11 protein-coding genes are annotated in these 13,767 nt (G+C 30.0%); 1 reads left to right on the plus strand and 10 read right to left on the minus strand.

Translation table 11 applies throughout. The features are described 5' to 3' along the window. Entirely contained in the window at positions 1-2,055 is a 2,055-nt protein-coding gene (locus EDD63_RS07185; protein ID WP_208318307.1) for a RecQ family ATP-dependent DNA helicase, read from the minus strand. Positions 2,056-3,027: 972 nt separating this feature from the next. On the opposite strand from EDD63_RS07185, the gene EDD63_RS07190 reads away from it, so the two are divergent. Further along, on the plus strand, positions 3,028-3,318 hold the full coding sequence (locus EDD63_RS07190) for a transposase (protein ID WP_134169944.1): 291 nt from the start codon (positions 3,028-3,030) through the stop codon (positions 3,316-3,318). Between the two features lie 166 nt (positions 3,319-3,484). Here the strand turns inward: EDD63_RS07190 and EDD63_RS07195 are convergent, their stop codons facing one another. The 9 genes from EDD63_RS07195 to EDD63_RS07235 all read right to left on the minus strand — a co-directional run bounded on the left by EDD63_RS07195 (position 3,485) and on the right by EDD63_RS07235 (position 13,550). Then, entirely contained in the window at positions 3,485-4,384 is a 900-nt protein-coding gene (locus EDD63_RS07195) for a carbohydrate kinase family protein (protein ID WP_134169946.1), read from the minus strand. Between the two features lie 2 nt (positions 4,385-4,386). Further along, the gene (locus EDD63_RS07200; RefSeq protein WP_134169948.1) at positions 4,387-4,995 is read right to left on the minus strand and encodes an AAA family ATPase; all 609 of its coding nucleotides are present in this window, start codon (positions 4,993-4,995) and stop codon (positions 4,387-4,389) included. A gap of 47 nt (positions 4,996-5,042) precedes the next feature. Beyond that, on the minus strand, positions 5,043-5,885 hold the full coding sequence (locus tag EDD63_RS07205) for a class II fructose-bisphosphate aldolase (protein ID WP_134169950.1): 843 nt from the start codon (positions 5,883-5,885) through the stop codon (positions 5,043-5,045). Beyond that, entirely contained in the window at positions 5,885-6,262 is a 378-nt protein-coding gene (locus tag EDD63_RS07210) for a tetratricopeptide repeat protein (protein ID WP_134169952.1), read from the minus strand. Before EDD63_RS07210 ends, EDD63_RS07205 begins: the two co-directional genes overlap by 1 nt. 9 nt (positions 6,263-6,271) lie before the next feature. Further along, positions 6,272-7,558, minus strand: coding sequence for a PTS sugar transporter subunit IIC (locus EDD63_RS07215; RefSeq protein WP_134169954.1), 1,287 nt, complete (start codon positions 7,556-7,558; stop codon positions 6,272-6,274). Between the two features lie 12 nt (positions 7,559-7,570). Next, positions 7,571-7,876 (minus strand): PTS sugar transporter subunit IIB, encoded by a 306-nt coding sequence (locus tag EDD63_RS07220; RefSeq protein ID WP_134169956.1) that lies wholly within the window; start codon positions 7,874-7,876, stop codon positions 7,571-7,573. A 27-nt stretch (positions 7,877-7,903) separates the two neighbouring features. After that, positions 7,904-10,006 (minus strand): BglG family transcription antiterminator, encoded by a 2,103-nt coding sequence (locus EDD63_RS07225; protein WP_134169958.1) that lies wholly within the window; start codon positions 10,004-10,006, stop codon positions 7,904-7,906. Positions 10,007-10,288: 282 nt separating this feature from the next. Beyond that, positions 10,289-12,493 carry a hypothetical protein gene (locus EDD63_RS07230; RefSeq protein WP_134169960.1) on the minus strand — a complete coding sequence of 735 codons (2,205 nt, stop codon included), beginning with the start codon at positions 12,491-12,493 and terminating at the stop codon, positions 10,289-10,291. Between the two features lie 121 nt (positions 12,494-12,614). Then, positions 12,615-13,550 (minus strand): hypothetical protein, encoded by a 936-nt coding sequence (locus EDD63_RS07235; protein WP_134169962.1) that lies wholly within the window; start codon positions 13,548-13,550, stop codon positions 12,615-12,617. Positions 13,551-13,767: the final 217 nt, after the last annotated feature.

Genomic DNA, 13,767 nt, shown 5'->3' on the forward strand with positions numbered 1-13,767 from the left:
CTAATTCCCTCCTGTTTTAACGAGTGCAAATGGATAAACAACAGTTGCACCAGCCTTTAACAATTCAGACGCAATTACAGTAAATGTCCATCTAGAATCAACCATATCATCAACCAACAAAATTCTTTTCCCTTGAATATATGTTTTGTTTATAGAAATTGTATTTTGAATATTCTCTTGCTGAAATCCGGAACTCAATAGTGTTTTTTGCTCTTTACCTTCTGCGTTTTTCTTTACAGCATTAATATACTGGATATTCAAATCGTTCGCTAAAGCGACAGAAAAGTTAGTCACCAAATTAGGTCTTCTTATACTTGGTACAGATACTATTAAATTAATAGTATCAACAGCCTTCCGTCTCTTTAAAAAATTCACCGAATGATTAACTAATTTAGTTGAAAATACACAATCATCGTATTTTTCTTTTTTCACTAGTTGCCCAATCTCTGAATAATAATCATTAGATAACACCCAGCCTTCTTGCATTACTTCATTATTTGGTATACGTGCGCCTGTTGACCATTGTTTTCTTGGGAGTATCTTTCCGTGTCTGTTCGTCATATATTTAGAAGCACTTTTATACGCATTCAAAGAAAAATCTGTCTTCATTACCTTATGACCTACACAATTTGCGCAAATCCCACACGACTCAGCAAAATCAGGTGCATTTAATTCATCTGCTATAAATTTCATACTACATGAAGATGTCGTTAAGTATTCTTTCAACTTTTTTAACTCACTTTTTCTAGTTATATTGAGGTTTTCTTGTTTTATTCTTTCTTTCTCCTTATCAAAATGATTTGTCAAATTTGTACGATAATAAGACTTGTCTTTATAAATATAATCATGTACAAGCAAATAGTTTAATCCAACTTTTACTTTTGATGCTTTTGCATTTATTCTAGAATACAAATCATAATATTTTATCCCATCCGTTGCATATGAAATAATTTCACTTAACAAATCAGGCTTAGAGCAGGTTTCTTCCATAAAATATGTAAGAATTTCTTCATCTTCCGCTCCATGCAATAGAATGGCATATGCTAATTGTCCGTCTCTACCTGCTCGACCGATTTGTTGATAATAGGCAATTAAATTTGAGGGTAGTTGATAATGTATTACAAATCTAATGTCAGATTTATCATACCCCATCCCCAACTTCACTGTGGCAACTAGAATTCGTATTTCTCCTTGATCAAACAGCTCAAGATTCCTCTGTGAAGCATTGGGTTCTAAACCCGAATGATAAGAAGCAACACTTAAATCGTTTTGGTTAAGAAATTCGGCAACATTATCACAATCTCTCTGTGTTAAACAATAAATAATTCCCTGACCCTTATTTAATTTCTCATTATCTTGTAGATTATCAAGTATCCACGCTAGTCTTTCTTCACGAGTTTGCTTTGGATTTACTTGTATACTCAAATTATCTCTAATTAAATTACCTCTAACAATTTCTAAATCTTCTCCTAATTGATTTTTAATATCATTAATGACTCTATTATTTGCTGTTGCAGTTGTTCCTAATATGGATATATCAACTGGCAAGTTATCTAAAAGCTTTACAATTCTTTGGTAATCAGGTCTAAAATCATGTCCCCAATCCGAAATAGAATGCGCTTCATCTACAACAAAGAGCTTTATGTTACTTATATTGTAAAAATTACTCATAAATACTCCATTTGATAGTCTTTCAGGAGATATAATTAATGCATCATATCTATTAAGATCCTCATAAATTCGATCCCAATCATTTTTATTATCACTATTAATTGTTACGATATTTAAACCAATTTTTTTTGCTGTGTCAATCTGATTCTTCATTAAAGACAATAATGGACTGATAATAATTGATGGTCCTGATCCACGTTCTCTTAAAATTTTAGTAGCAATAAAATATACTATAGATTTTCCCCATCCTGTTCTTTGAACAACTAAAGTTTTTTTCTTCTCCAAAACCGAAACAATTGCACTTAATTGGCCATCTCTAAATTCTGCATTTTCACCATATGTAGATTTTAATATTTGAATAGCTCTGTCCTTGTTATTTAACACACTTTTTCCTCCATTTCTTACTTTAAATATGCAAACATTATATCACGGTAAGCAAGTGAATATTAAGAAGTTTCATCATTTAATAAAGACGAAAATAGTATCACATGATAGAAAAAAAGTTACTATCATTAATAGTATGATATTTTAGATTAACTAATCAAAAACAAGAGGATGTTTTGTCCCATAGAAAAACCCAATAACATAAAAATGTGCTTATTGATGTATCTTGAATAATTATAATGACTTAGCAATACTTATAACCGTGATTATAGAGAGTGTAAAATAAACTGTATAAGTCGAGAGTGTACGGCTCTGCTACACATTTTTTTATTATCTATTGCTATATAGACTGCTTCGACTTGCATTTTTGTTACCACTACATTTCGATAAACATCCACCTATGTCTCATACAATTAGTAGTGCGCCATATCAACTATCTATAATTTCAGTATAATCTATGAAAATATCTCTGAGTTCTATATCTTCTTTATCAATTTGATACCAACATTTATACATTTCGCTTTTGCTACCTTTAGCTAATAAATCAAAGTTGGCATGCAAATACTTATTTGTATCAGCTGTTTATTGTAATTTAAAAGTGGACCACTTTCATGGCATGTTGCCATTGAAAAAGGGACCACTTATTTTTTTATTCCGGTGTATGAAATAATATAATCCGGAGGTGAAGGAGTGATAAAACTAATGAAAAAAAACGAGAGATTATTGTAAGCGTAAAATAACTAGCGCAACCTAAAAAGAACTAAGGTAACTCGTTTGAGTGTTATCTTTAGTCTTTTATTTTGGTCTTTTTTGCACATAGCATTCTTTGGATAAATCAGAGCTCGTTGGTAAAACATCAACTAGCTTAACATTGATGCTAGTATAAAAATAGGACCACTGAAACAGAGATTTTCCGACATTTGGTATAATGTAAGTAGATGGACGTACAGATAACTAGAGGAGGTGTTATCAATGTCAAAAGGCAAACAATACACTAAACAATTTAAGCTAGATGCAGTTCAATATCATCTTAATCATCCAGAAATATCCATCAAGCAATGTGCCAATAACTTGAATATTGGATATAGTACATTAGGTAAATGGATTCAAGAGTTCAAAAATAGTGGCGATATTAATGTTCGTGGTAGTGGTAATTATGCAAGTGATGAAGCGAAAGAAAATGCAAGACTACGAAAAGAGTTGAAGGACACAAAAGATGCTTTAGAAATCTTAAAAAAAGCAATGAGCATACTGGTCGATTAACTGAGAGAAAATATGTTGCAACGAAAAAATCTAAAGAAGAAGACGCATCGATCTCTGTTAACAGTGTGCTAAGAATACTCGGTGTGTCAAACATCAGAAAAGAGATTTGTAAACATCTAGTTATTTTTTTGTATTATTAACAAATTATTGGATCATTATCATATTCTTATATATCATTCAATCTTTCTTTAACTGTTTCTAGTGTTGGTATTGATACATAACTCCCAATGGTTTCGGTAGATATTGAAGCTGCCATTGAACTATAGATAAGTGCTTGTCTAAGCGCAAATTCATTATGAATGCAATAAGCAAATGCACCATGAAAGATATCTCCTGCTCCTGTTGTATCTATTGTATTTGTTAGAAAAGCAGGCAAATGTATTATCTTTTCATTTTCCTGATAATAACATCCCTTATCTCCAAATGTTATTACTATACAATTTGGATTAAGTTTTGATAGTTTTTCAAATGCATCATTAATATCATCATTATTATCTGGATTTAATTCCCTATTACAGTATTGTTGGGCAAAGTCTTGCGAACACACTAAGTAATCTACTAATGTACACATCTCATGTTTTTCTTGGTTATATGATCCTGCATCCATCACTGTAATTGCATCACTATATTTTTTCATTGTTGGTAAGGCAACACTTAAGAAATGTCCATCTACTAAAATAACCTTAGGTTCACTATCAAAAGATGGAATATCTAATACTTCTTCTTTTTCATCATAAGTTACTATTGTTCGATTACCATTTACTTTATTTGTAATTATTGTACTTATTGGTGTTGAATATTCTTTAGATATCATCATTGAACTTAATTTAATACTTGTTTTACTATCGAGTTCTTTCATGATTTTATCACCATAAAAGTCTGTTCCTAGCCTTGATACTAAATATGTATCTTCATTCCATAATGAACATAGGGCTGCTGAATTAGCTGCAGGACCACCAATACATTCCATTTTTTCTTTTGTTTTATACTTCTTATTTTCTGATATTTCTTCTTCAATTAAAAATGTCACATCATAGACTGTTTGTCCTATACATGCTATTGCCATGATTATCCTCCAATTATCTTATCTAATACTGTAAAGAGTTGCTTATATTCTATTTTATTATAATCTGTAACATCTAATTCTACTAGTTGACCTAGTTGGAAAGTATCATATCCTCGATTTTTACATCTATCAATAAATACATCATATGTTAGTAATGCATCTGCTTGTGAACGGTCATTTAATACATCTCCTTTATGATAAGAATTCATTACATGTCCTAGATGACGATCATTAGCTAAATCTCTTGTTTTTTGTCTATCGTATAAAACATCTAAATCACCAAGTAAGCGAATTGTTAAAATAGAAAAATTATATTTATTTGCTAGTTCTTCTAATTTATCTTTTTGTTTATTACTAAAAGGATAATCAATAATTACATATTCACTATTACTCATGGTTTTATCTAAAATAATATAAAAATCATTTAATGCTTGAATATTAACTTCTAACTTTTCATCATTTGTATTATAGCCATATTCATCCCAATACTTTTCTTTTAGTTCATCAAAAGATAACCATTTCATATTTTTATATTTATCTATAATCATTTTAGTAAGATATGATTTCCCTGTTCCTGGCAATCCTCCTACTAATACCATTACTTTATTCATTTATACCTCCATATATACAAAAGGCTAGCATTGCTAGCCTTTTTGCTTTAGATATTTTTAAATAGGCTAATTTTCTTCTCAACTACATTAGTAATTGCTTCTAAAGCAGGCATAACATTATCTCTATTGGATACATTTTCTGCATGACTATCATATAATTCAGTTGATAACCTATTCCATGTCACAAGAAGTTCTGTTCCTACATTGAATTTTCTAATTCCTTGTTGGATTACTTTCTTTACATCTTCGTCTTTTACTCCAGTTCCACCATGGATAACTAAAGGAATTTCAACTACTTCTTTAATTTCTTGTAAGCGTTCAAAACTAATATTAGTTTTTGCTTTATATGAACCATGTGAAGTACCTACAGCGATTGCAAGTGCATCAACACCTGTTTGCTTTACAAATTCAATTGCATCTTGTGGATTAGTATAATGAATATCTTGTTCTGCAACTTCGATTCCATCTTCAGTTCCACCTACTGTACCTAATTCACCTTCAACACTTACATTGAATTTTTTTGCGTAATCAACAACTCTTTTAGTTCCTAAAATATTCTCTTTTAATGGTAATGATGATCCATCAAACATAACTGAGCTATATCCTGCGTCAATTGCTTTTTTGATTTCATTGAAATCTTTAGCATGATCTAAATGTAATACAACATTTACGCCATAAGTTTCACCCATTGCCTTACAAACTGACACTAAGTTTTCATGTCCAATAAAGTTAGCTGTTCCACAGCTAGTTTGAATAATTACAGGAGTTTTTTGATTTACTGCTGCTTGTATTATAGCTGGTAACATTTCTAAGTTATGTGTGTTAAATGCTCCTATTGCCATATTTAATTCGTTTGCTTCTTTTAATACTTCTCTTAAATTTGTATACATTAAATTTTTCCTCTTATTACATCTTTTGATAACTGCATTAATGAATCAATCTTATTCAAATAATATTGAATTTGATCATTGTCTTTACTTTCAGCCGCTTCGCGGCGTTTGACATTGTATAAACTCATTAAGCGGTTATAATTAGCCCCTAATGTTTTATCTATATCTAAACATTTTTCATAGTAGTTGATTGCGTCATCATAGTTTTTAAGTAATTCATATTGTTTAGCAATATCAGCATAAGCTTGCCCATTAGAATCATCACTAAGTTCACTTTTAAGTTTCTCTATTTCTTTCGTGAGTGCTTCTACATCTATTTCAACTACTTCTTCTTGCCTAACCTCTACTTTTTTCTTTTCCTTCTTTTTAAAAAACATGTAATCTTATTACACTCCCATCATTTTAAATAATGGTAATAATAACCAAGCATATAATAATGCAGCTGCTACAGTATCAACATCAGTTGCTGTTGCATTAATAAATCCTAATCCATTGAAGATACCAACAAGTAATGCAGGTAATAATGTAATGAAGAAACCATGACAAATTCCTGAGATAATTGCTCCTCTACGTCCTCCTGTTGCATTTCCAAAGATACCAGCTGTTCCTCCGGCAAAGAAGTTTGTTAACATACCTGGTAAAATCATTGGTAAACTAAATACTGGTAAGACAAACATTGCAACGACACTACCAATTGTTGTTGAAACAAATCCAACGATTACTGCATTTGGTGCGTATGGGAATAATACTGGACAATCAAGAGCAGGAATTGCATTTGGCACAACTTTCATTGCAATACCTCTAAATGCAGGTACGATTTCTCCAAGAAGTAAACGAACCCCAGATAACAATACATATACACCAACTACAAATTGAATTGCTTGTAAGAATGCATGCATTAAGTAGTTTGTACTTCCTGCAAATTGAGCACAGAATTCTGGTCCAGCAAATGCTGCAGTAATAACGAACATTGGAACCATAACTACCATTACTGATAAGTATGTATCTTGTAAGAATTCAAATCCTTTTGGTAATTTTAAATCTTCTGTAGATTTACTTGGATCTCCAACAAGTTTTGATACACCTGCAGTAAACATATATCCAATTGTACAAAAGTGACCTAAGGCAATATCATTACTGCCGGTAATCTTTCGAATAATAGGTTGGGCAATTGCTGGCATTGCTACTGCGAAAATTCCACCAATAATACCACCAACTAAAATTAATGGGAATCCTCTTAATCCTGCAAAGTAACCAAATACTGTACACATTGTAGCCATCCAAAGGATCGCTTGTCCTGTTAAGAAGATGTATTTCCATTTTGTGAATCTTGCGATTAAAATATTACAAATAAAGATAGCTAAGAATGTTAAGGCAATTTGACTTCCTAAACCTAAATCATTCATTGCTTGTCCATTAATTGATTCTATAGAAGGGATAATACCTTCCATTCCAAATCCTTCAGTAAATATTTGACCAAAGTATGTTAACGCTTGAACAATAATACTTGAACCAGCCGATAATACTTGGAACCCTAATAATGTTTTTAATGTACCAGAGATAACATTACCTACTGGTTTTTTCTGTAAGATTAATCCTGCCATCGCAATTAATGCAATCGTAATTGCTGCTTGTGTCAGAATATTGTTAATAATAAAATTTACTACTTCCATTTTCTTCTCCTTCTATAAAACGCCTTTTGCTTTTAAAACAGGTGTTAGCTTTTCTTCAATTTCTTTTTTGCTAACGATGTTTTTCAAATAAATCATAGTTGTTTTAGATTCATCAATCGTATAATTTGCAAACTGTGATCTAAAGTTCTCTGCTGTCATAATAATGTCTGGATTATATGATAATGCACTTGAAATATCACTGTGATCCAAATCAACTTGTACACCTAAACTGTTGATGACATCTTCTGTGGTCATTTGACAAGCAAAACTACTACCTAATCCAGCCCCACAGACCATTAAGATTTTTAAATTCGCCATAACTTCTCCTTTCTGTTTCCCTCGAAACTAATTTTTCTCAAATTCAAACAAGACTTTTTTAAACTCTTCTTTGTCTTTTATTGACACTAATTCTTCTATCTTCTTTTCTTCATTTATTAGTTTTACAATTGTTGCCATCATTTTAAGATGTGCATTGTCATCAATTGCAGCTAAACAAAATACCAACTTAACGGGATCGTGATCCTCGTGATTAAATGCTATTGGTGGATCTAAGGTTACTAAACTTATACCAAGTTCATTAACTCCCTCTTCTGGTCTAGCATGTGCTAAAGCGACGCCCTCACTAATTACAATATAGGGGCCAAACTTATTAACGCTTTCTATCATTGCATCTACATAACACGGTTCAATAACCTTGTCCTTTAGTAGAGGATTTGCAACTTGCACAATAACATCTTGCCAATCTTTTGCTTTCACATTTAACTGAATATACTCATCTTTTAATACATCACTAATCATTGGTTGATATCCTTTCTTCTTAAAATGAATTTCATGTTTTTCTAATACATTACCGATTTTTTCTGTAAGTAATGTTTTATTTAATCTTTCGTTATCTTTAAATATGCACTCGATAATATCTTCTAGTACATCATGTTTTTCTATCTTCTTTGGAAAACTATGGAAATGTTGCTTGTTAAGGGCAATAAATGCTTCAATCTTTTCCTTATCCACTTGGTGTAACATTGGATTAATTTGCAAAGACGGAAGTGTATCAACTTCAACATTTGTAGTTTTCAATATAAAGTCTGCATTCATTCTCCTTGTTGCTTGTGCTTCATATGATCCAACAATTCCAATAACATCAAATTGATAAATACGCTTTACTCTTTGAGCAAGTAATTCTCCTGTTGCTAATCCATGTCCGCACATAATAATTACTCGATATTTTTCTGATTGCATTGATTTCAGTTTTTCTTCACTTGCACCAAAATGAATGCACAAATAAGCAATTTCACTTTCTGATATATTGCGATTCTTAAATACAGGTAATTCATCTAATGATGCTTGAATATCTTCATATATTGATTGATATTCTTGTTTAACCATGTTTTTTAATGGATTATATATCTCTATATTTTCATCAATTCTTTTCAACAAAGCAGCAAAGTGCTGTACTAAATTCTCAAATAAATTTGTATCTCTTTCGTAAGCAACACTTCTTTTTATTGACATACTTTCAATTAACTCAATCATGAACATTTGTATCTTTACCCATTCTCTAGGTAATGTTTGCTTACGTTGAATATTCAAACTATCAACCATAAAATCTAAATAATTTCTCTCATCACCAGGAACATTATTTATATTGAATATAGACAAAAATCGATCAACAATAAGTTCAGTATGCTCAGCACGATATTTCTTAATAAACCTATCATCTTCCCTTATAGAATTTTGATTGAAATATCTTGCTTTCCAAACACAGAAATATATCGACAACTGTAGAAAATACAATTCATTGTTTAATGATTCCTCAGAAAATGTTTTTCTCAAATCATGATAGATTGTGATTAAATCAGCTTGATTCAAGAAATTTAGAATTGAGGTAAACTTATCATTACTCAGTCGCTCTAAATCCTCATTAATTAATTCTTGAATATCAATTTGGGTATTAATAATATTATTTACTAATAATCGAATGTAACCTTCACTTCCTGTAAGTGACAATCCTTCTTTATTATTACTAACAATGTCAATTCCAAATTCTTTACACCAACCACGTATACTTTTCATACTTTGGTCTATTGCCGACTTACTTACACCAAACAATTCCTGAAAATCCTGAGCTAGTATCTTATTTGAATTATCTAGAATATTAAAGAACATAATTACTTCTCGATCACTTTTGTTTTGATAAGGATCATCTTTTAAATATATATACTCTAAGATTCTCTTTTTCTCTTCTTCATCAACATTCAATAAAACACCTTTTCCACGTATTTTCTCAATCTGAGAAGCACCAATACTTTCTAGTAATACATTTGCATCTTCTATTGCATACCGGACCAATCTATCTGATATACCATATGAAACAGCTAATTCGTTATAGGCATAAATTTTCTTTTCATTCAGCAACAAATTAATTACATCAATTTCTCTACTCCGCATTGGGTCACCTCATACTTTCATTATATTTTTTACTGTCCATTAAAAAAGTAGAACATCTTTCCAAAAACTTTTGAAATTTTCTACATAACACAAAATGGACTTGAAATTTCTTTCAAGTCCATTATCGTTTATATTTGGCTTTATTGTAATAAAGTTAGCATTATTAAGGAATTTGTATAACTTTCGTTTTCATAAAACATTTTATACTACCTCTATAATTCAAATGCTAATCCAAGATATATTAAAATCCACAAGTTTTGTATCATTTTGTTTTCATTGTCTTTACGAAATAAATGTTGTTTCATTAGATAGTACTGCTAAATATTTTATATAATCAAATACATCTTCAACATCTACTCCATTTTTTATCAAAGATAATGCTATCAATGAATACTCATTATACAAATCTGTTCCAAATATTGCACTATCATCTGTATTTATAGTAGTTTGAATATGATGCTTCGTTCCATCTTCTATATATTTTGAATTAAATTTAAATAATGGTAAATTAATATATTTTTTTACTGAAGATATCTTCTTATTTGATGATGGATTAGTTTCAATAACTATTCTTTTATTATATATTTTTTCCTTAATAATACCTTGAACATTTTTCACTGCTGTCATATATTGTTCTGTTGCAGTTATGCATAACTTTTCATCACCCTTTTTTTGTTGTTTATAAGAGAGATATTTCTTATATAAATATTTAGCATTTTTATTCTTATTTGCTTGTTTCCATCTTGGATTATCATAATTTTTATCTGTTTTTGTACGATTCACTTCTTTAGTATCTATACTATTAGGATCATCACTACGTAAACTCATGCTATCTATATAGTTAGTCAGTTGTACAGTTTCTCCAAGTAATTCATATGAAAATCTATCAAACTCAGCTAATAGCTCTGCATAGATTGAATCCGTATTGCTTATATAGCTAAGTAGCCATGCTAAATCATCCACATGTTTTTGTAAAGTTGTAATAATATAGTTTCTCTTAATCTTAAAATATTCGATGACATCAATACCTAAAGCAATTGCGTGACCTAGCCTATCTCCAGACTTAAGATTAATAAATTCAATGCACTCATCAATAGCACGTATTCCACTAGCTAATGATGCAAACTCTTCCCCAACGTGATATGTTATTCCTAAATTATAATATTTCCCTATCATTTTTCTATGTCTTCGAAATGTTGGTCCATATACTTCCGGCGGGCAATTTAACTCAAAATTTGCAGTGTCAATTCCAACAATATGAGGTTGCTCCCTACTTTTTCTCTTACTAGAAAAATATTGATCAATTTTTTTATCTTCCTTAAGTTTTCTTCTTACTTGAAAGTTCCGTACTTCGTCTTTCTGTATTTTGTGATCTTCCTTAATATAATGAATCACTAATTTATAATCTATCTTTTTAACATTAGGATCTCTTTTTTTATAGAAACTATAAACCTTTTCATTTGCATCATCTAGTTGGTTAATCATTTCATTAATATCACTTGTCTTTTTAGGTGCTATTCTGAATTCAACTTTATGTGTAATTTTATCACAATAATATTTGTCAAAAATGCCAATATACAATTTATCCTTTTGAGAATTTGGAATAAATAATTCCTTGATGTTTTCTGAATCTTTAAATTTAGAAAATCCTATCCCATTATTGTCTTGCACAAACATTTGCCGGCATTTGCATAAATAGGAAATATATGAATTAGCTACTTTATAGCCTTCATAACTTAATTCATCTAAACGAATCATTCTAAAAAGATAGAAAAACAATAACACTTCATTTTTATGATGGTATTGAAAATCCTCAGTAGAGATAATATTTTTTTTATCCCATAAACATATTAGACCATCAATAATGTTTTTTCCACCGTTCATATATGAATAACTTCCATTTTCAATAACCCTTATTAAAAAATCTCTATTATCAATATACTTAGCAATTCCAAACTTCCAGTTCAATACTTCGTTATACAGGTATGCTTTTAATCCAAGAATTCTAATTTGCATCTTTTCCATGGAATCTTTCATTTCTCTATTATGGGCGATCTTTTCCAATTTTTTTGCTTTCATTTTTTTTGTCGATAATGAATGCCAATTCATTTCCCAATTGTATCCAGATCCATTTAGATGCATATGATTATCACAAACCCCAATGTCCTTCAAACATTTTTCAATCCTTACTTCATCGTGCTTAACAATAGGTTTGCAATTACAGTCAAATCCCTCACTCTCGGATAACTTTGCGCCGAATATTATCCTTGGATCAACTTTATTTACACACCCATCCCATTCAAATAAATTATCAAAATCAACAAGTATCTGCGAATTTCTTTCGGATAATATTTTTTTTGATACATGTATAAACAGATGTATTGGATTAAATGATTTAACATTCAAATCGTTCTCAATTTCGTTGATAATTGAATCAGACAACATTAATACTTCCTCAATATTATACTCCTCTGGATATAGTTCCAAATATTTTTTACCCACTTCTTTTTAAGAAATTTTAGCATTCCGCTCGGTAATTTTTTGAAAGTAAATATCACTTGTAAAAAAATCTGAATCCTTATATATCACACGAAGAAAGCGATCAATATTATTCATTAATAATCTCCATAATCTTTTCTTTAAATCTATCTTCCTTGGAAAGTCTTTCAATAAACTTTTTTAAGTCCTTAGTAACAGTTTTCTTAGGTGTATTAAGATGCTTTTCCCAATCTGTAAGTTCCTTTATATCATCCTTTTTTAGGTTTCCTTCATTAGCTCTTAAAAACTCAAGAATTCTTTTAGCCTTGGGCTTCTTTATACTTTCAACTCCTTTAGTGTCTACTGGAGCTAGAATATATTTCTGTACTGCTTCTAAATCATTATTTGAGAAAACATTCGCATACTTAATTTCCTCAGAATCTACAAATATGCTCTTATTATTTGTTATTGAATTTTTTTCGATATAACTATTTATTCTTCTAAGGAAATATTCTAATTCAGATTCATTTTTGTTTGATCTTCTTTCAAATTGTAACCTGATTATTCTATCAATATCAAACATATTAGTAAAAACATAATATGGATCAGTATCTTCGTCAATTACTTTTGTCTTTAAAGTTTTGACTACATAATTTGACTTCCCTAAAAATGCGAAAGGATCAAGTTCATAAGTGCGCTTATCTATAAGTTCTGTTGAGTACCCGTTTTCTTCATCAAATAAACTATATAGATTATAATACTCCCTATATAGAAAATTAAAATACGTATCATTTGAATTTGTATCTTTATTTCCAAACAATACATTAGCTTTTCCTCCCAAAAATGGTATTTCAGTATAACAAATTTTATCAATAACTTCTTTTGATTCATCTTTAAAGTTACTTTGGTAACTATATAATTTCAAAGTATTATTATTCGATCTAATTACTCTAGGAATAATATAACCATTTAATAATCGTAAGTAGTCATCAAAGTTTCCATCATTAGAATCCTTTATTGATTTTAGATATAATTCTTGTAGAAGCAATGAGTATTTTACTTTCATTACATTAACAAAATATATATACTGTAAATTATTAGCGCTGGATGCGCTTATATTTTTTAATACTTCAAGGATTTCAAATACATCTCCAATAGAGATAAATTGTGATCCTACTTTATTTATTTTGGCTTAATTCAACCGATGCGCACCTAACTTAGATTGTTACATGTATGATGATACATTGAAATGTAAGATTACCATATAAAAATAAGGAAGGTAA

Source organism: Breznakia blatticola (assembly GCF_004365815.1).
GTDB classification, from domain to species: Bacteria; Bacillota_I; Bacilli_A; order Erysipelotrichales; family Erysipelotrichaceae; genus Breznakia; species Breznakia blatticola.

What these genes read in the sequence shown, in the direction of transcription:
- EDD63_RS07235 (WP_134169962.1), bottom strand. Translation starts at nt 13,550, where the DNA reads ATGAAAGTAAAATACTCATTGCTTCTACAAGAATTATATCTAAAATCA.
- EDD63_RS07190 (WP_134169944.1), top strand. Translation starts at nt 3,028, where the DNA reads ATGTCAAAAGGCAAACAATACACTAAACAATTTAAGCTAGATGCAGTT.
- EDD63_RS07195 (WP_134169946.1), bottom strand. Translation starts at nt 4,384, where the DNA reads ATGGCAATAGCATGTATAGGACAAACAGTCTATGATGTGACATTTTTA.
- EDD63_RS07225 (WP_134169958.1), bottom strand. Translation starts at nt 10,006, where the DNA reads ATGCGGAGTAGAGAAATTGATGTAATTAATTTGTTGCTGAATGAAAAG.
- EDD63_RS07205 (WP_134169950.1), bottom strand. Translation starts at nt 5,885, where the DNA reads ATGTATACAAATTTAAGAGAAGTATTAAAAGAAGCAAACGAATTAAAT.
- EDD63_RS07220 (WP_134169956.1), bottom strand. Translation starts at nt 7,876, where the DNA reads ATGGCGAATTTAAAAATCTTAATGGTCTGTGGGGCTGGATTAGGTAGT.
- EDD63_RS07215 (WP_134169954.1), bottom strand. Translation starts at nt 7,558, where the DNA reads ATGGAAGTAGTAAATTTTATTATTAACAATATTCTGACACAAGCAGCA.
- EDD63_RS07200 (WP_134169948.1), bottom strand. Translation starts at nt 4,995, where the DNA reads ATGAATAAAGTAATGGTATTAGTAGGAGGATTGCCAGGAACAGGGAAA.
- EDD63_RS07210 (WP_134169952.1), bottom strand. Translation starts at nt 6,262, where the DNA reads ATGTTTTTTAAAAAGAAGGAAAAGAAAAAAGTAGAGGTTAGGCAAGAA.